We start from the raw sequence: 18,095 nt of genomic DNA, 5'->3' as shown, positions 1-18,095 counted from the left end.
ACGCCGGTTACGTCGGTTGTCCGGAAATAGAATTGCGGACGATAGCCGTTAAAGAACGGGGTATGACGGCCGCCTTCTTCTTTGGACAGTACGTATACTTCGGATTTGAATTTGGTATGCGGTTTAATGCTGCCGGGTTTGGCCAGTACTTGTCCGCGCTCGATCTCTTTACGCTCAATACCGCGTAAAAGTGCGCCGATGTTGTCGCCGGCTACTGCCTGATCCAAGAGTTTGCGGAACATTTCTACACCCGTTACTACCGTGGATTTCGGCTTGTCGGTCATACCAACGATTTCAACCGTATCGCCAACTTTTACCACGCCACGTTCTACACGGCCGGTTGCTACTGTGCCGCGGCCGGTAATGGTGAACACGTCCTCGACAGGCATCAGGAAGGTTTTATCGGTATCACGTTCCGGCGTCGGAATGTATTCGTCAACTTTGTCCATCAGATCAAAAATCTTGCCGCACCATTCGCATTCGCGTTTAGCGCAACCGCAGTTCAAAGCTTTTACGGCTGAACCGCTTACTACCGGAATTTCATCGCCAGGGAATTCGTAGCTGGACAAGAGCTCACGCACTTCCATTTCTACCAGTTCCATCAATTCTGCGTCGTCTACAAGGTCGGATTTGTTCAGGAATACTACCATGGCAGGCACGCCTACCTGACGGGACAGCAGGATGTGTTCACGGGTTTGCGGCATCGGGCCGTCGGCTGCGGATACAACCAGGATGGCGCCGTCCATTTGTGCCGCACCGGTGATCATGTTCTTTACATAGTCGGCGTGGCCCGGGCAGTCAACGTGCGCATAGTGGCGTTTTTCTGTTTCGTATTCAACATGCGCGGTGTTGATGGTAATGCCACGTTCTCTTTCTTCCGGAGCTTTGTCGATCATGTCATAGGCCATAAATTCGGCGCCGCCGGTTTTCGACAGTGTCAGGGTAATGGCAGCAGTCAGTGAAGTTTTACCATGGTCAACGTGTCCGATGGTACCAATGTTAACATGCGGTTTGGTTCTTTCATACTTTTTCTTAGCCATTTACGTAATAGCCCCCCTTAATTTATCATTAACTAAATCAATTCAGTAAAGGTTCTTATTCTGAAATTCTCTAGTAAAATGCCTCGTAGTATAAAGCTTTTTATCAAAATAATCTTCTATCCGCACTGACGAAATCCTGCTAAAACGAGTATGAAAATTAATCTTTTAGCAAGGATCAGGCGCATCAATCGGTTTGTATTTGCCACCTTTATCCATGTCGGCGGCTTTTTATAAATGTAGGATTTTCACACATAAAAAAGCCCCGCAGTGATTGCAAGGCTTTTTTTGTGGTGGCGGCGCAGGGATTTGAACCCCGGACACTGCGGGTATGAACCGCATGCTCTAGCCAACTGAGCTACGCCGCCGTATGAATATGGAGCTAGTGACCGGGATTGAACCGGTGACCTTATCCTTACCAAGGATACGCTCTGCCGACTGAGCTACACCAGCACTAGCGCAAACGGCTTATTAGCGCCCATCTGCGTTGTTGCTCCTGCGCGCGCTTCCTCCGACGTACTTCCCAGTACGACTCCGGTCGCGTGCTCGTCGCGCCTAGCATCTGGACACTACTAAGCCGTTTGCGGCCTTGTGCCAAATACATGCTTGTCGCAGACATAGTTTGCTTCTTTATAAAGCATTCGCTTTATAAAGTCAAATTAGATTTTATAAAGCGAAGATAGTTGCTTGGTTGCGGGGACAGGACTTGAACCTGTGACCTTCGGGTTATGAGCCCGACGAGCTACCAACTGCTCCACCCCGCGATGTGAAGGAAAGGGTTCTTGGTGGAGGGAGGTGGATTCGAACCACCGAAGTCAATGACGGCAGATTTACAGTCTGCTCCCTTTAGCCACTCGGGAATCCCTCCGGGTTTTAATTTCAATGATGTTCTTCGCTATCGCTCAGAACTAAGCGACTCACTCATATTCTCACTTCGCTTTACAGTTCATGACAATATGGTTCGCTGCTTATCGCTGCTTATTACCGCTTATGGAGCTGGCGAGAGGAATTGAACCCCCAACCTGCTGATTACAAGTCAGCTGCTCTACCAATTGAGCTACGCCAGCACGAATTTGGAGACCTCGTCTCAGTGACAAAATTTATTATATAATAGTCTCTAAGCTATGTCAACATCTTTTTAATGTCTTACTTTATGATCCAATGCCGATATTGAGCTGAATGATTTCTGAATCGACTAATAAATCTAATGACAGGTACTTGCTATTACTTACCTTAACCGCGCATTCGGAACCAACCACCATATTCGGCGGTGAAATATCCACAACCAAGCCCTGTTTTTCAAAATTAGTCGCGGCATTTGCCGTGACCATGTTAACCATTTCCGAAATAGCGCTTTGCACCATTTCATCTATTTCAACAATCGGCATTCCCATCATCATCGTCGATGCAATCTTTTTAGCTGTGGCAGTAGACATATTATAAGCAACATTCCCCTTAACACCCTTGGTAATTCCCACTAAAACAGTTACCCCGCGCCCCTCGATCAAATGCTCTTTAACCGCAAGCCCGCCACGATTAATTTCCTTAAATCCTAATTGCGGCAAAACTGTGGTTACTGCTTCCAAAAATGGGTTAATGAGCTTTACATCCAAAATGGCGTCACCTCCTGTAAAATCATAGCACAGTTAAATAAATCTATTGGAAAATTCATAACGTTTTTCTTCTGTCAGGGTGTTAGTAACGCTCCCGCGCTGGCACTTAACCTGTGTTTGTACCAATACCTGCCTGTAAATCTTCATTGACTACTAGCGCAGGAAAAAGTAATAGTAGGATATTCCGGCAACGATAAAACGGTAATAGGCAAATGAGGCCAATGTCGAGTTATTAAGAAACCGCAAAAACCAGACAATAGAGATATAGGCCGTTACAAAAGCAACTACAAAGCCAACGGCAAACAGCGTAATATCATCCATATTAAGCTGACCCCAAATCTTCATTAAGTCATAAATACACGCTACCAGCATAAGCGGTACGGCAATAATAAAGGAAAATTCAGCGGCCGCTTTGCGGCTCAAACCAAAAAACAAACCGCCGGCAATGGTTGAGCCGGAGCGTGAAAAACCGGGCCATAGCGCCAAAATTTGAAATAGGCCCACCCAAAAAGCCTGTTTAATTGTCATACTGTCAACATTACGCGTGGTTGGCCGGCCTGCTGCTTTTTCTGCGATCAGCATTAAAATGGCCCCGGCCACCAACCCGATAATAACCGTATGTGAAGAAAAAAGGTACGTCTTTATGGGTTTATGCAGTAAAAATCCAACCCCCATTACGGGGATAATTCCAGCCAGAACATGCATAGCCGTTAATCCGCCGCCATAAATGTTAATGGTCCCAGGCCGCACCATGGCAATAAACTTATCGCGATATAATATAAGTACGGATAAAATAGCACCTAGCTGAATAAAGACTTCAAATACACTGGCTTTTTCTCCTTCAAACCCCAATAACGATCCTACCAAAATCATATGACCAGTAGAAGAAATCGGTAAAAACTCGGTTAGTCCCTCTACTATACCAATAATTACTGCAATAATATTCTCGTTCATATGTCACATCCTTAACTTCATTGTACTATCCGCCAACAACATGTTTACCACTTGTTTATCTGTGGGAAAAGCCAACTGCGGCAATGCATCAAGCGCAAAATAAGCCACTTGATCCAAATCATCCCCCGGGCAAAGTGAACCACCAACAGCCTGAGCCTCGAACCATACCCCCACCGTTTGAACCGCAGGATTGTGGAAATTCGATAACACAGCATATACGTCTCCCGGTTCAATTGACAACCCGGTTTCCTCCAAAAACTCTCGTTTGACAGCAGCACGGATATCTTCATCATATTCAACATAACCGCAAGGTATGCACCACAGACCCGGAAAACTGGCAGTAGCAGCCCGGCGGCCAAGAAGAATTTCACCGTTTTCAAACAAAATAGCGGCGACCCCGACAATCGGATTTTCATACATGATCCGGCTACATTTTTCACACACGAGGCGTTCACGCTCGCCCACCCTTTTGTAGCTTAAACGCCCGCCGCACTGAGGACAAAAATTAAAGCGTTGATATCTCATCATTACCTCTCTTTTAGGGACGATATTATTATTTTATCATATTTAACTAAGAATCCCGCATATTTACAAAAATTTAAATAAAAAAAATTCCGGGGTCTCAATGTAAAAAGGCACTTTTTCCCCGGGCATCATCATTTACAACATGCAACTGTTTGTTTTGATCCATAAAAGCAATAAAAACATTATGAATACTGTCTTGGTACTGACTGCGAAATTCTTCAATCTGTCGCTGCGAAAACCCCATTTCAACTAATGCATTTTCCTGCAATTTGCCCTCCAAAATAACCGGCACTAATATACGATTAGAGCTTACCGCGAAATTCACTTGGCTGGGAGTGAGCGGCAGGTGCTCGGCCTTCTTCAAGACACTTAACCTGCCATACGGCTCAAGAATGGCAAGTTCAACAATAGTAATATCAAAAACGTCTTTTTCCCGCAAAAGTTGCAATAAGGTTTCCACCGGCATACGTACCCGACGTAAATTTTGTTTGATAATCTGGCCATCCTCCACCAACACAATTGGTTTAAAATTTAATTTGTGATTAACCGGGCGGACTTTTATACTGAGCCAGCCAAAAAACAGCTGCATGCCACCAAGTGCCAGGAGGGCGATCAAGGAACTAACCAGTTCAATTCGATGATCAACTATGACAGCACCGGCCACAGCGCCGATAGTAATAGAAGTTAAAAAGTCAAATGAGCTAAACTCGCTCATCTGACGACGACCGGTAACTAACAATATGATTAATAGTACGCCCATGCCTGCAACTACCCTAAACAGAGTAATGCCCAAGGTATCCATTACAGCCCTCCACTGCCTAGTGGTCTGTAAACCCTAATTCTATAGTGTTCTTACGAGATCTTTTCCGCCCTGCTTTGCTGTCGTCGGCTTACATATTCCCGATACGTTTCCTCCGCCGTGCAGGACGAAAAACCTCTCGCAATTCATCCTATAGCCTTAGAGTATACAGACCACTAAAAACTACGTAATATTTGGGCTTAGTATAACCCATTACAATCTATTTAGTCTCCAAAGCATATGCCGATAGCACGACCGGCCTTCAATAACTCATTCTCGGCTGTTATATGATTTGCCTTACCCGCAATATCCGCAATCGGCACCCGAATGATTTCATTTTTCCGCAAAGCCACCATGTTGCCGTAAACGCCTTCAAGCAGACATTCCGCAGCCGCCACCCCATAACGGGTAGCCAGCACTCGGTCAAAAGCAGTCGGCGTCCCGCCGCGCTGAACATGCCCTAACACCGTGCAGCGAGATTCAACCCCTATAAGCGTTTCGATTTGACGGGCTAATTTTTCTCCTGCTCCTCCCAAACGAATTTTCTCATGACTGCCCTCAACAATACGTGATACCGAAACTTCACCCCCCAGCGGGTAGGCACCTTCGGCGACAACAATCAAACTAAATTGGCGGCCCCGCTGCTGCCGCTGCCTGATTTTAGCAATTACTGAATCTATGTTAAAAGGTATTTCTGGAAGCAAAATACAATCGGCACCGCCGGCCATCCCTGCATGCAGGGCAATCCAGCCGGCATACCGGCCCATAACTTCCAGCACCATAACCCGGTGGTGCGATTCGGCAGTCGTATGTAACCGGTCAAGAGCATCAGTCGCCACACCAACTGCGGTATCAAACCCGAATGTTCGTTCCGTTCCCGGTATATCATTATCAATTGTTTTAGGAACAGCGACCACCGGCAGCCCCAATTGATAAAATTCCGATGCTATCTTGAGACTGCCATCACCGCCGATTACTACAAGGGCTTCAATATTTCTTTGCTGTAAATTAGCCAGCGCCTGGCTTGACATATCTTGATAAACAGTTTGTCCAGCCTGTAACTGAGGATAACTAAACGGATTATCCCGGTTGGTTGTGCCCAGTATAGTACCGCCGCGCGGCAAAATTCCGGCAACATGATCATCTGTCATTTCTATGATTTGGTTCTCAACCATACCACCAAAGCCATTCTTGATTCCCCATACTTTAAATCCATAACCAATTGTAGTTCTGACAACAGCGCGAATTACGGCATTTAGTCCTGGCGCATCACCGCCGCCTGTAAGTACGGCAATACTTTTTAGCTTGCTTGCTGCGTGCATCTTTGATCACCTCATCCTTATTTTACCGGAATTATATACAAAAATGACACCAACTTCATGGTGTCATTTTTGCTGCTGCGTTATTCATCATAGTTGTTGTTATAATCGGCTAACTCTGTTTGAGAATCTTTATTAAGACCGGTAAGCCCCTTGTACATTCCACGAATATCACTGTCTTCACCGCGATTTTCAAGGTACCGTTCCAGTTTACGTTTTACCCGCTGCAAGGCATTATCGATCGATTTAACATGGCGGTCCAGTTCAACAGCAATTTCCTGATACGATTTGCCATCAAGATACGACATTAAAACTTTCCACTCAAGATCGCTCAAAATTTCGCCCATTTTTTCTTCGATATCAACAAATTCTTCACGGCTGATGACCAATTCTTCCGGATCAGTGACTTTGGAACCAGACAATACATCTAGCAAAGTGCGGTCCGAATCTTCATCATAAATAGGTTTATTCAAAGAAACATATGAGTTCAAGGGAATATGCTTCTGACGGGTGGCCGTCTTGATTGCCGTTATAATTTGTCGCGTTACACACAATTCTGCAAATGCTCTGAAGGATGAGAGCTTGTCATTGCGGAAGTCCCGTATGGCCTTATATAAGCCGATCATGCCTTCCTGAATGATGTCTTCACGCTCCGCACCAATTAAAAAATACGATCTGGCTTTAGCCCGCACGAAATTGCGATATTTGTTAATCAAATACTCCAGAGCGACCGTGTTGTCATTATCTTTGGCGTCGAATACTATTTCTTCATCAGTTAAGTTGTCAAAACAACCATACAGATCGCGTTGAGTATTTACCCGCATCGCATCGCCCCCACTAGTTTTCTTTTGCCGTCTGTAAAATGGCGTTAGCCTACCGCTTCTATGTGCGGCCACTTGCATATCATAAAAATAAAAATGCACTAAAGAACTTAGTGCCGCAGCATCGCCACATGTCTGTCACAATAAATTATACTTGCTGAAGCAAAGTTAGTCAAGCCCATCACGCCGCATAGCATCAAGGCGTTTTAAGATATCTTTTTCTAACCGATTGCCCAGTTCATGGCGATCCCGTGCTAATACTTTTACAGAAAGACCGGCCGCAATCTCCCTTTTAACTGCGGCAACATCGTTTTTCAACTCCCGCGCCGATATTCGGTAGGCCCCGGCCCCTAGAACAAACATTTGTTCAGCCCAGTCAGAAGTCACAACATACATCCGTTTATTTTGACGGCCAAGATCGTATACAAGTTTTTCGATATAACTGTCAGCGGTTTCCCCTTCCCTGGTATAAACCACCTCCAATATTTTATTTTGATTTTGAGTGACAGCCCTGCCTATCACCATATGGGCATCGAACACAATTATTGTTCTGAATCTTTTATATGCGCCATACTCACTAAGTATGTCCACAAGTTTATCACGGGCATATTCCAAATTATCCGTTAAGGCGATAAGTTCAGGCCAAGCGTTTATCACATTATAGCCGTCGACAATTAACAATTCCATCGAGAAAGATTCTCCATTCTTATGGCATCAGTTTCAGACGGCCTATGGGGTTACTCCGGGTAACACAAAGGGGCGTTCTTGAACCGATTGCATCTCTGATTGTACCGGTTTAGTCTCTGAACCGAATTTTATTAAAGTATTATCCGGAGCATATGTATCCCGTGAAACAATTTCGCGTTTTAGTTCCTTGCCGGTACTATCCCGTATAACACGGACAACCGTTACCTCATATCCGGGTTTCCCTTGTTTTTCGACTTTTGTCTGACCAGGCAACAGCGCCGGATCGGCTTTTTTTACAATAGCGGGCTGGATAACCTGCTGCTGCGCAGTAATAATATCAATGTTTTTTTCCAGCACCTTCTGACCAAATATACCTACAATCAGTTTGTTGTCTACGGTTTCCGCCATAACCATAATCGGCGCCGGACTATTATTCATAAATTTAAAATCAAGCATATTATAAACAACCGTCGCATCCCGCCCTAGCGGCACATAAGAAAGTGGTTTGGAATGATTCGTACGTTCAACAATGTCAAGTCCGGCCAGAAGCACTGCATTATACAAAGTTGACGATACCTGGCACACACCACCGCCCACCCCCGGCACCAATTCCCCGTTAATTAACTCCATGGCTTCTTTGAAACCCTGGGACTTTTCCCGTGGCCCCACCGTATCATTATAGGAAAAAATTTGGCCAGGATAAACTAATTTGCCGTTAATCTTTTGCGCCGATAATTTTACATTGGCCGAACGGTTACCATCTTCGGTATTAAACAAAGTAGTATATATCGCGACAAGTTCCCTGATGCCGTTATTTTCAAGGTCACTGGCTGTAATTTCCGGATGAACAGAAGTAACCGGCAGAGTAACTAGGTTGCTATCCGTCCGGTTAAGCGCCAGTAATACCAATTCTTTTAGCTCGGAAACGCTCAAATCAAGTCCATCCTGTTCAGGCACAATCGCGCCTGTCTGCAGACTCAAGGTCGCATTGCGCGGCGGCCGGCTCACGGTCTCGCGTAATTGTTCCGCTATACTGTTTAATTTATCTTCATTATACTTGATTTTTAGAGGAATAGACCAGCCCTCAGTCTCCGCTTTATGAATTTTTTTTAACCGGCTCCACAAAGAACCCTCGCGGCCATACTGCCAAACCGTAGCGGCTGTTGCTTCTGCATCGATACTGTAATCGATAGTATCGGGTTCGATACGAAAAGTTGTGTTCTCATAGGATAAGAGGATGGGTCTGGCTCTTTGATCTTTTTGCCACATAGCAAGCAATTGGCCTATTTCCTCATGAGTCTTCCCGCCAACTTCTACGTTCGCAACAGACACCCCTGCATAAACAGTTTGGGAAAATAGTGGTCTGGCCAGCCAACAAGCAAGACCTATGATCACGATTGTCACTGCCAGAATAATCCCCACCCGGCGTCTCACTTTTTCCTCATCTCCCTCTGTCTTAAAACTTCATACAACAGGAGCGAACAGGCCACCGAGGCATTTAACGAAGCAATTTGCCCCCGCATAGGAATCTTAACAATAAAATCACAAGCCTCCTTTGTCAGGCGTCCCATGCCTTCGCCTTCATTGCCGACTACAATTACAACAGGTCCTGTAAGATCAGCCTCATAATAATTCTGGGTTCCGTCCATATCGGCGCCTACTACCCACAGCCCCTGTTTTTTTAAGAGCTTAAGTGTTTGCGCTATATTACCGATTCTGGCAACAGGTACATGTTCCACCGCACCTGCCGATGTTTTCGCCACAGTCTGGGTCAGTGGGCAACTGCGCCGCTTGGGAATAAGTACACCATGAACACCGGTGGCATCTGCTGTCCGCAAGATGGCGCCAACATTATGCGGATCAGCAAGCTCATCCAGTAAAACAAGAAATGGCGGCTCATCTTTATCGTGGGCAGCCGATAATATTTCATCAATATCAACATAAGCCACCGGTGCTGCCATGACGACTACGCCTTGATGCCGCACTCCCGCCGACAGTTGATCCAGTTTGGCAACATCCACTTCTTGGATAATCAATCCCCGTTCGCGGGCCTCACTGATAATTTCGCGGATCGAGCCCTGTCGCTCACCCTTGGCTACAAGAATCTTATTGAGGGAGCGTCCGGCTCTTAGCGCCTCAAGCACACTATTGCGTCCTACTATGATTTCTGCATCTTCCGACATAATTATCCTCCTCCGGCTATTGCCGTGTTCTGTAGAGAGTTTTCTTATTATTTATTATGAAAAAACGGCAGAATATAATCCTGCCGTTTGTCCAAATCTGTTAAACTATTCGCCGCAACTGTCAAGAAACCTCGGCAATGTAAAGACCAGGACTATTTTCCATATCAATTGTTACTACTTGGTTAACACGTTCACCGGATTGATTTCTAACGATATGCAAAATGGGTTTTGTTCTCAATTCATCAGCATAGTCATTGACAATGCCTACGGTTTTATCATTCAAATGAACAACCGCTCCCAGCGGATAGATCGCAATATTGCCGGCCAATACCCGGATCAGTTCAGGATTAAAATAAGCGGCTCCCGCCTTCGCAATAATGGCCAAAGTATCATAAACAGACAATGCTTTACGGTAGGGAGTATTTGCCGTCATCGAAGAATACACGTCTGCCAGAGCGGTAATTTGTGCAAACTCATGAATATTGCTGGCTTTTGTGCCCCGGGGGTAGCCACTGCCATTAAACCGTTCATGATGTTGCAAGGCGCAGTTGGCGGCAGATAAACTTATTTCCGGATTTCGCCTTAGTATATCATAGCCTTTTTCGGTATGCTGTTTGACGACAGCCATCTCTTCCGGCGTCAAGGAGCCTGGCTTATTGATGATATCGCGTGATATCGTCAGCATTCCCACATCACGCAGCAGAGCGCCCAACCCTAAATCTCTCAGCCGCTCCCCCTTGATACCATAATGTATCCCCATCAACATCGCATAGAAATAGCCACAGACAGCATGTTTGAATAAATAGTCATTACAATTCTGCATAGCGGTAAATACCGGTTGAATGTCTTTAAGCATACAACCCTCGTCTAAAAGTGCCAGTACCCGGCTTTTTATTGTGCCGGTTTCAACATATTTACCTACCTGTATTTCGTCAAGCGCCAAATGAGCAGCCAAAATAAACTCATTCTTGGCATTTTGGGCTACGGTGTCATCTTCATCAATCAACGGGGCCTGTCCCTGAATATAAATATATTTTACATCCATTTCCACTAACTTGGAAATATGAAAATCGCTCAACTCTACACCGCTGTTTAAGACAATCTGACCATTAACTCCATATACCGGCTGAGCCAGTGTCATCCCAACTTTAACACTTTCACGAAGAATACGCCGCACGCCAACACCCTCCAGGTTTTAAGTTAAATCTAAATTCTAGTTTATATTTTCTCCTTATTGGCTTCAATTCCTGCCAAACGGCCACATGACATTGCGCCTTCAGGGCAATAACCGCTGGTTACACAGGCAGGTCCGGCTTTAACAAACAGACGCGGAGCCACAGCCTGTACTTCTGCCAGCATCGCGTTGGCTAAATCGCGTATTTCCCATTGGGCCCGCTGGCAACAACGTTTTTCAAAAAAATGCAAGAGCGACCGGGCATTCATGGTGACAACAATTTTTGTTTCAGTAGCATTGGCGAGTACGTACCGGGCGTCTTCCTGATGCACCCCTAATTTCACCATTTCATCATAGGTCTTTTGCACCTCACCCATAAGCGCAGCCAGCTTGGCCTTGGCTTCCGGTCTGGCAGCAATGCTCGGCGGTATGATATATTCGAAGCCGTGTTCGGCGACATAACGCTGGGACTGCTGCGAGTAAGAGGCAATACGATGACGAACAAGCTGATGAGTAAGCACCCGGGAAACTCCTTCAATGGCAAAGGTAAAACTGGCATGCTCAAATGTCGACAAATGCCCCATATCGCTAAGCTTTTTTAGTAAATTACCGACTTGGGCTTCAGACATGCTTTGTTCCAATTCTGCTGCACCGGCTGCCGAATAGCAAAGGCGCGCTGACATGGCTACCGCTCGCTCCGGTTCAGGCGTATATTTAAGTAATTTTACTTTCATGACGTCACCTCTCCCTTTTTGTTATTTAGGGGAAATGTTTGTCATTTCCCGGGAAATAATAGCGAAAGCCTTGTCAACAATTTCTGACAATCTGGCTTCCTGTTTCTGCAAATAAAGATAACCAATAAGTGCCTCGAATCCGGTAGCCAGGCGATATTCAGCAATTGTGGCGCTCTTGGGTACGGTCGATTTGGCATTGCGCCCCCGTCTCACAATATCCGCCTCCTCCGGCGAAAGCTCATTTTTTAGCATTTTGACCGCTTTCGCCTGCATAACGGCGGAGACAATTTTAGCGTCAAAGGTGTGCAGCACTCTGACCTTATTTTGCTCATAACCCAGCAACCGGGTACGAACATATAACGTAAAATAGGCATCGCCAAGATAAGCCAGCACCAGGGCCGGCAGCCTGTCAACCGGGATATTCTGATATTTAGCCGGGGATAGTTCCCCGGCTTCGTTGACTGTAAAAAAATTATCCACCAAACTTTGAAAATGATTAAATTTCACTGTCGCTTCCACCTTACACCTTGCGGTGAATCTTCGAGAATAATACCGGCCGCGGCCAGTCTATCCCTAATCTGATCGGCTGTCGCCCACTCTTTTTTCTTGCGGGCTTCCTGCCGGATATCAATAATGATCTGCATAAGCTCATTGATTAACTCTTCATTGCCATCCTGGGCAGCAGCCGTGCTGTCATTCAGGATTCCCAGGATTTCAGCCATCTGGTCAAACGTATCGCCCGCCTGTTCCAAGGCCCCGGCGTCAAGACCTGCTTTGCCGCCGGTAATTTTACTATGATAGATGTTAATCTCTTTGGCCAGACCAAACATCGTACTAATTGCTAATGCTGTATTAAAATCATCGTCCATCGCGGCTGTAAATTCATGCATAGCCTTAATCGCGGCCTGCGTGAGTTCCTGAGAATCTTCACCGCCATTTGCCGCCGGTAAGGTTTTCAATTGTTGTAGGTTAGCCTTAGCAGTCTTTAATCTGTCCAAGCTGCGTCCGGCCTCCTGCAGTCGTTCATCGTTAAAATCCAAAGGACTCCGGTAATGGGTAGATAAAATAAAAAACCGTAATACTTCCGGCTGGAAGTGTTCCAAGATGTCAACAACTAAGAAGAAGTTACCCAGCGATTTGCTCATTTTTTCTTCATTAACAGTAATAAACCCATTATGCAGCCAATACCTGACAAAAGGTTCAATACCGGTGAAGGCTTCCGATTGCGCAATTTCGTTTTCATGGTGCGGAAATATCAGATCACTGCCGCCACCGTGAAGGTCAAAGCTGGCCCCGAGATATTTACAGGACATCACCGAGCATTCAATATGCCAACCCGGTCTTCCCTGTCCCCAGGGACTCTGCCAGGATGGTTCACCCGGTTTTGCACTTTTCCATAGAGCAAAGTCCATCGGATGTTTTTTGCGTTCATCCACATCAATCCTTGCCCCGGCTTTCATATCCTCCAGGTTGCGGCCGCTTAATTTTCCGTAACCTGGAAAATCCTGCACACTGTAGTAGACATCGCCGTCAACTTCATAAGCAAAGCCTTTATCAATCAGCGTTTTAACCATCGCCACAATATCAGGGATATGTTCGGAAACTCTAGGATATACATGGGCCCGACGGATGCCAAGTTTATCCATGACCTCAAAATAAGAGGCAATATACCTGTTGGCAATTACATCCCAGGTAACGTGCTCGGTGTTAGCCGTTTTGATAATTTTATCATCTACATCGGTAAAGTTTTGAATATGATATACCTCATAACCGGAAAATTCAAGATAGCGGCGGATTACATCCCAGGTGATAAACGGCCGGGCATTGCCGATGTGCGGGTGATTATAAGGCGTGACACCGCATACGTACATTTTAACTTTGCCCGGTGTCAGCGGTTTAAATTCTTCTTTTTGCTTGGTCAGTGTGTTATAGACCTTAAGACTCACGCTGTTCCAACTCCTTTTCCAACTGTTCAATACGTCTTTCCAGCCTTTTGATATTGCGTTGCATACAATTCATCATCTCGGCGACGGGGTCCGGCAAATTATCATGTTCAAGATCGATTTCGTCGCCGCCTGGGCGGCCTACTTTCACGCCATCATGCCACACAATCTTACCCGGTATACCGACAACAGTCGAATTAGGCGGCACTTCCCGCAGCACAACAGAACCCGCTCCAATTTTGGAGTTGTCTCCCACTGTAAACGAGCCGAGGACTTTAGCACCGCTGGCAACAACAACATTATTACCGATTGTGGGATGGCGTTTGCCTTTTTCTTTTCCCGTCCCCCCTAATGTCACCCCTTGATATAAGGTTACATTCTTGCCGATTACACAGGTCTCGCCAATAACCACACCTGTTGCATGGTCAATAAACAATCCTTCGCCGATCGTTGCGCCGGGATGGATATCTACACCGGTTAACAGGCGGTTAAAGTAACAAATCATCCGCGGCACCAGCACCCAGCCGCGCTTAAATAAATAGTGCGAAATACGGTACAGCCAGATGGCATGCAGACCGGGATAACATAACAATACCTCCAGCACACTCTTGGCTGCCGGGTCACGTTCGAAGACCACGGCGATGTCTTTTTTTATCCGGGTAAACATAGAATTCCCTCCCTAGCTTAATTTATTTAGGAGCGTTACTGAAATATATAGTCCGGGTCCAAAAAATAAAGCCACCCTCTCCTATACAGAGACGGTGGCCCGTGGTTCCACTCTGCTTGGGTATAATACCCCTGCTTTACACTGATAACGGCAGTATCCGGGATGACCTACTGCTTAAATTTCGGCCAGCCTGCTACCAGACGCATTTCGGCGAATCCATTCCCAGCACTGCTTACAGCCGGTGACAGCACCTCTCTGAGGGGGGTAAACGCGTACTTCTTCTGATCGTTGCATTTGTCATTTGTTTTAAAAATAGTTTTATGAATAAATTATACTCACGGCAGGTTGACCATGTCAAGCCGGCAAATTGACTTCAACCACTCAAATATCCCTCGTACTTTGCACAATTTCTTCAATCAGAAACGACACCGCACAATTTTATTATTACTTAGATTTTGGCAAGCAGGCAATCCATCCTGGCTAGAGTGCGTTCTTTACCAATTAGCGGAATCAAATTAATCAATTCCGGCCCGTGCATTTTGCCTGTTATCGCAATACGTACAGGCATATAGACTTTTTTACCACCCAATTTCAACTCCTTGGTAATTCCCTTTAAAATTGCCTGCACGGCTGCCGGTTCTACCGGTTCCAGTGCCGCCAGCTTAAGTTTAAAGGCCTCCATTACCTTGGGAATATCGGGGTCCCTCATAATTTCGTGAGCCTCTTCATTCTCAAAGTTGATATCATCATTAAAGAACACGCCAATATGTTCGGTTATTTGGGCAGCATAGCTGATATATCCCTGAAGTTCGGCCACTACCTTTACCAGCCAAGCATGTTGCTCCGGTGTCATTTCTTCGCCGATATAACCGGCTGCCCGTAAATGCGGCAAGGCCAGTTCGGTAATCCTGTCCGGACTTGCCTGCTTTATGTAATGCGCGTTGATATGGTTCAGCTTATCCACGTCAAAAACCGCGGGGTTTTTGGCAACTCTGTCCATCGAGAATTCCCGAATAAGTTCTTCTGGGCTGAATATTTCCTGCTCGCCGGCAGGGGCCCAGCCTAAAAGCGCCAGGAAATTGACAATCCCCTCCGGTAGATATCCGAGATTTTTATATTGTTCAACCGAGGTGGCACCATGGCGTTTGCTCATTTTAGTCCGATCTTTGCCCAGAATAAGAGAAATATGACCGAACTGGGGCAATGGCAGGCCAAGTGCCTGATAAAGCAATATCTGCCGGGGTGTATTGGACAAGTGTTCTTCCGCCCGGATAACATGGGTAATCTTCATCAAAGCGTCGTCAAGCACCACAGCATAATTATACACCGGAATGCCGTCAGATTTGACAATAACAAAATCGCCCACACCATTTGATTCAAAACTGACAGTGCCTCTTACCAAATCTTTGAAAATAATTTGCTGATTATCGGGCACACGAAAACGCACGGTAGGCTTACGTCCTTCGGCAATAAACCGGTTGCGGTCCGCCTCGCTTAACTGGCGGCAGCGGCCGTTATAACGGGGGGTTTCCCCCTTATCCATTTGTTGCTGGCGCTCAGCATCGAGTTCTTCTTCCGTACAATAGCAGTAATAGGCTTGCCCGGCGTCAAGCAGTTTTTTTGTATACTGACGATAAATATCCAGACGTTCCGTCTGACGATAAGGGCCATAGTCACCGCCGATATCTATTCCCTCGTCCCATTCAATGCCGAGCCAGCGCAGCGCCGCCTTAATGTTTTCCTCAGATTCCCGGGTCGAACGCTCTAAATCGGTATCTTCGATCCTCAAAATAAGCTTTCCGCCTTCTTTGCGGGCCAACAACCAGTTAAACAGCGCCGACCGGGCTCCTCCAATATGAAAAGGCCCTGTCGGGCTGGGTGCAAACCGCACTCTAAGTTCTTGTTCCATTTATATATACCCCTTCCATGTATTTGGCAGTAACAGGCCTGTGTCAATCATTGTATATTTTAGCAGATTCTGCGTCGGCATGCAAAATAAAAAGCGGCTGCAGGATTTGCCGGCAGCACACCTTTAGGTTGTTATTCAACTTTGAGGACAAACATACCATTCACAATATCGGGAATCACCAGGGTTGTGTTAGCCGAGTTAGCATTGGCAAATACCGGTTTCGCCCCATCTGCCAAAATTGCCAGCCGCCATACGACTTTATCATTTAACCATAACTCGCCGCAGGTAGCTCCGTCCTGCCGGACAATATTGACACTAAAACTAAAATCTGCTGCCAGTACTGAGGATGGATAGCCAATCATGAGTATTGACAGTACTATAATAGCGATGAGCTTTTTCCTTATTCTCTGCATAATCTGCCCTCCAGCCATATAATCTTATTATCCATAATATGTGCCGTAGACTGGCTTTTATACAGGTTATTTCACGGGTGTTAAGCTTGTACCGAAGCGATGGTGGCTGTCGCATATGCCGCCACTCCTTCACCCTGTCCGGCGAAACCTAATCCTTCTGTTGTGGTAGCCTTAACATTAACTTGAGTGACGTCAATATCCAAAGCCGCTGCGATATTACTGTTCATTTGCGCAATATAGGCGGCCAGTTTGGGTTTTTGCGCCACAATCGTTGCATCAATATTATTAACAATATATCCATGATTATTCAATAGCTTATGTACCTCAGCCAAAAGCTTCATACTGGAAATTCCTTTATAACGTTCATCGGTATCCGGAAAATGTTTGCCGATATCACCCAATCCTGCCGCACCCAGCAATGCATCTTTAACGGCATGCAGCAACACATCGGCATCCGAGTGTCCAGCCAGGCCCAATTCATAAGGAACAGCAACCCCGCCAAGAATAAGTCGGCGTTCAGGAACTAAGCGATGTACATCATAACCAATACCAGCACGAATCACAGGCTTGGCCGCCTGTCGCTTTGCCAATACTGTTTCGGCAAAATGTAAATCCTCCGGCGTCGTCAGTTTCATATTCTGATAGCTGCCGGCGACAACCTTTACGCGCGCTCCCAGCCTTTCCACCAAAGAGGCGTCATCTGTACCGAGATAGCCTTCCTTGGCTGCCAGTTCATAGGCTGAGGCAAGCAATTGACGGTCAAAGGCCTGGGGCGTTTGTACCGACCACAGAGTAGAACGCTCCGGCGTGTCTGTTACCCAGCCGGAATGATCGGTAATCTTAATGGTATCCTTAACCGGTACGGCAGCAACGGCAGCCTGGTACAGGCGGGCGGCTTCTATTACCTGATCAAATAGACCGGGGCCGGCAAGCGGTCGCGCCCCGTCATGTACAGCTACAATTTTCGCGGAAGGCGGAAGCGCCTGCAAGGCATTGGCAATGGAATACTGCCGTTCACTTCCCCCGGGAACAACCTGCCAGGGGATAGACAGGTTAAGCTCCGCCAGCAACATGCTCATCTTCTCCGTCTCTTCAGCAGCTGCCGTCAAAATGATACTTGTTACTGCCTTGGCCTGACAAACTGCCTGGATCGTATGAGCCAGCACCGGCTTGCCGGCAAGCGGCAACAATACTTTGTTAACCGTACTGCCCATTCTTTTCCCCTGTCCGGCAGCGGCAATAATTACACATACCATGGATTTACCTTCCCCCCAAACTTACAATCTAAAAGCCTCCAAGCCCGAAGGCTTGGAGGCC

At 46.3% G+C, this 18,095-nt stretch carries 18 protein-coding genes, 5 tRNA genes, 1 pseudogene and 1 other annotated feature; all 24 genes and pseudogenes read right to left on the bottom strand.

Annotation, left to right across the window (positions count from 1 at the left end):
* Positions 1-1,040: elongation factor Tu (tuf, locus tag BLR65_RS24420; protein WP_093796762.1), on the bottom strand; the 1,040-nt coding region annotated here is incomplete at its 3' end.
* Positions 1,041-1,328: 288 nt separating this feature from the next.
* Positions 1,329-1,405: transfer RNA gene (locus tag BLR65_RS24415), tRNA-Met, on the bottom strand.
* A gap of 9 nt (positions 1,406-1,414) precedes the next feature.
* Positions 1,415-1,490: transfer RNA gene (locus BLR65_RS24410), tRNA-Thr, on the bottom strand.
* A gap of 235 nt (positions 1,491-1,725) precedes the next feature.
* Positions 1,726-1,801 (bottom strand) — tRNA-Met (locus BLR65_RS24405).
* Between the two features lie 19 nt (positions 1,802-1,820).
* Positions 1,821-1,905, bottom strand: a tRNA-Tyr gene (locus tag BLR65_RS24400).
* 123 nt (positions 1,906-2,028) lie between these two features.
* Positions 2,029-2,104, bottom strand: a tRNA-Thr gene (locus BLR65_RS24395).
* Positions 2,105-2,188: 84 nt separating this feature from the next.
* Positions 2,189-2,650: a chemotaxis protein CheX gene (locus BLR65_RS24390; protein WP_093796761.1), complete on the bottom strand. Its 462-nt coding sequence runs from the start codon at positions 2,648-2,650 to the stop codon at positions 2,189-2,191.
* A gap of 153 nt (positions 2,651-2,803) precedes the next feature.
* Entirely contained in the window at positions 2,804-3,604 is an 801-nt protein-coding gene (locus BLR65_RS24385; RefSeq protein WP_093796760.1) for an undecaprenyl-diphosphate phosphatase, read from the bottom strand.
* Between the two features lie 3 nt (positions 3,605-3,607).
* Positions 3,608-4,129, bottom strand: coding sequence for an NUDIX hydrolase (locus tag BLR65_RS24380; protein ID WP_093796759.1), 522 nt, complete (start codon positions 4,127-4,129; stop codon positions 3,608-3,610).
* 97 nt (positions 4,130-4,226) lie between these two features.
* Complete coding sequence (locus BLR65_RS24375; protein WP_093796758.1) at positions 4,227-4,931, bottom strand: DUF421 domain-containing protein; 705 nt, start codon at positions 4,929-4,931, stop codon at positions 4,227-4,229.
* A 221-nt stretch (positions 4,932-5,152) separates the two neighbouring features.
* Entirely contained in the window at positions 5,153-6,250 is a 1,098-nt protein-coding gene (locus BLR65_RS24370; protein WP_093796757.1) for a 6-phosphofructokinase, read from the bottom strand.
* A gap of 80 nt (positions 6,251-6,330) precedes the next feature.
* Complete coding sequence (gene sigH / locus BLR65_RS24365) at positions 6,331-7,071, bottom strand: RNA polymerase sporulation sigma factor SigH (protein WP_093796756.1); 741 nt, start codon at positions 7,069-7,071, stop codon at positions 6,331-6,333.
* A gap of 165 nt (positions 7,072-7,236) precedes the next feature.
* Positions 7,237-7,755: an NYN domain-containing protein gene (locus BLR65_RS24360; RefSeq protein WP_093796755.1), complete on the bottom strand. Its 519-nt coding sequence runs from the start codon at positions 7,753-7,755 to the stop codon at positions 7,237-7,239.
* Between the two features lie 42 nt (positions 7,756-7,797).
* Positions 7,798-9,189, bottom strand: coding sequence for a VanW family protein (locus tag BLR65_RS24355; protein WP_093796754.1), 1,392 nt, complete (start codon positions 9,187-9,189; stop codon positions 7,798-7,800).
* Positions 9,186-9,938: a 23S rRNA (guanosine(2251)-2'-O)-methyltransferase RlmB gene (rlmB, locus tag BLR65_RS24350; RefSeq protein ID WP_093796753.1), complete on the bottom strand. Its 753-nt coding sequence runs from the start codon at positions 9,936-9,938 to the stop codon at positions 9,186-9,188. Before rlmB ends, BLR65_RS24355 begins: the two co-directional genes overlap by 4 nt.
* Before the next feature lie 121 nt (positions 9,939-10,059).
* Positions 10,060-11,115, bottom strand: a complete 1,056-nt coding sequence (locus tag BLR65_RS24345; RefSeq protein WP_093796752.1) for an HD-GYP domain-containing protein — start codon at positions 11,113-11,115, stop codon at positions 10,060-10,062.
* Between the two features lie 41 nt (positions 11,116-11,156).
* Positions 11,157-11,846, bottom strand: a complete 690-nt coding sequence (thyX, locus tag BLR65_RS24340; RefSeq protein WP_093796751.1) for an FAD-dependent thymidylate synthase — start codon at positions 11,844-11,846, stop codon at positions 11,157-11,159.
* A gap of 21 nt (positions 11,847-11,867) precedes the next feature.
* Positions 11,868-12,353, bottom strand: coding sequence for a Mini-ribonuclease 3 (locus tag BLR65_RS24335; RefSeq protein WP_093796750.1), 486 nt, complete (start codon positions 12,351-12,353; stop codon positions 11,868-11,870).
* Positions 12,350-13,792 carry a cysteine--tRNA ligase gene (gene cysS, locus BLR65_RS24330; protein ID WP_093796749.1) on the bottom strand — a complete coding sequence of 481 codons (1,443 nt, stop codon included), beginning with the start codon at positions 13,790-13,792 and terminating at the stop codon, positions 12,350-12,352. Before cysS ends, BLR65_RS24335 begins: the two co-directional genes overlap by 4 nt.
* Positions 13,782-14,456 carry a serine O-acetyltransferase gene (cysE, locus tag BLR65_RS24325; protein WP_093796748.1) on the bottom strand — a complete coding sequence of 225 codons (675 nt, stop codon included), beginning with the start codon at positions 14,454-14,456 and terminating at the stop codon, positions 13,782-13,784. Before cysE ends, cysS begins: the two co-directional genes overlap by 11 nt.
* A gap of 84 nt (positions 14,457-14,540) precedes the next feature.
* Positions 14,541-14,754 (bottom strand) — a binding site (T-box leader).
* A 150-nt stretch (positions 14,755-14,904) separates the two neighbouring features.
* Positions 14,905-16,365 (bottom strand): glutamate--tRNA ligase, encoded by a 1,461-nt coding sequence (gene gltX / locus BLR65_RS24320; protein ID WP_093796747.1) that lies wholly within the window; start codon positions 16,363-16,365, stop codon positions 14,905-14,907.
* Between the two features lie 131 nt (positions 16,366-16,496).
* The gene (locus BLR65_RS24315) at positions 16,497-16,778 is read right to left on the bottom strand and encodes a hypothetical protein (RefSeq protein WP_245693021.1); all 282 of its coding nucleotides are present in this window, start codon (positions 16,776-16,778) and stop codon (positions 16,497-16,499) included.
* An 80-nt stretch (positions 16,779-16,858) separates the two neighbouring features.
* Positions 16,859-17,341, bottom strand: coding sequence for a 2-C-methyl-D-erythritol 2,4-cyclodiphosphate synthase (gene ispF / locus BLR65_RS31925; RefSeq protein ID WP_245693023.1), 483 nt, complete (start codon positions 17,339-17,341; stop codon positions 16,859-16,861).
* A 33-nt stretch (positions 17,342-17,374) separates the two neighbouring features.
* Positions 17,375-18,034 (bottom strand): annotated as a pseudogene (gene ispD, locus BLR65_RS31920) (2-C-methyl-D-erythritol 4-phosphate cytidylyltransferase); the annotation flags it as partial.
* Positions 18,035-18,095 lie beyond the last annotated feature (61 nt).

It is taken from the genome of Sporomusa acidovorans (genome assembly GCF_900101845.1).
Classification (GTDB): Bacteria; Bacillota; Negativicutes; order Sporomusales; family Sporomusaceae; genus Sporomusa; species Sporomusa acidovorans.
Note: the sequence above shows the minus strand (reverse complement) of the source record. Positions and strands in the feature narration are given on the sequence as shown.

Excerpts from the sequence above, each read along its gene's own strand:
- BLR65_RS24385 (WP_093796760.1), bottom strand. The coding sequence starts at position 3,604 with ATGAACGAGAATATTATTGCAGTAATTATTGGTATAGTAGAGGGACTA.
- BLR65_RS24380 (WP_093796759.1), bottom strand. The coding sequence starts at position 4,129 with ATGAGATATCAACGCTTTAATTTTTGTCCTCAGTGCGGCGGGCGTTTA.
- BLR65_RS24375 (WP_093796758.1), bottom strand. The coding sequence starts at position 4,931 with ATGGATACCTTGGGCATTACTCTGTTTAGGGTAGTTGCAGGCATGGGC.
- BLR65_RS24370 (WP_093796757.1), bottom strand. The coding sequence starts at position 6,250 with ATGCACGCAGCAAGCAAGCTAAAAAGTATTGCCGTACTTACAGGCGGC.
- sigH (WP_093796756.1), bottom strand. The coding sequence starts at position 7,071 with ATGCGGGTAAATACTCAACGCGATCTGTATGGTTGTTTTGACAACTTA.
- BLR65_RS24360 (WP_093796755.1), bottom strand. The coding sequence starts at position 7,755 with ATGGAATTGTTAATTGTCGACGGCTATAATGTGATAAACGCTTGGCCT.
- rlmB (WP_093796753.1), bottom strand. The coding sequence starts at position 9,938 with ATGTCGGAAGATGCAGAAATCATAGTAGGACGCAATAGTGTGCTTGAG.
- thyX (WP_093796751.1), bottom strand. The coding sequence starts at position 11,846 with ATGAAAGTAAAATTACTTAAATATACGCCTGAACCGGAGCGAGCGGTA.
- cysE (WP_093796748.1), bottom strand. The coding sequence starts at position 14,456 with ATGTTTACCCGGATAAAAAAAGACATCGCCGTGGTCTTCGAACGTGAC.
- gltX (WP_093796747.1), bottom strand. The coding sequence starts at position 16,365 with ATGGAACAAGAACTTAGAGTGCGGTTTGCACCCAGCCCGACAGGGCCT.
- BLR65_RS24315 (WP_245693021.1), bottom strand. The coding sequence starts at position 16,778 with ATGCAGAGAATAAGGAAAAAGCTCATCGCTATTATAGTACTGTCAATA.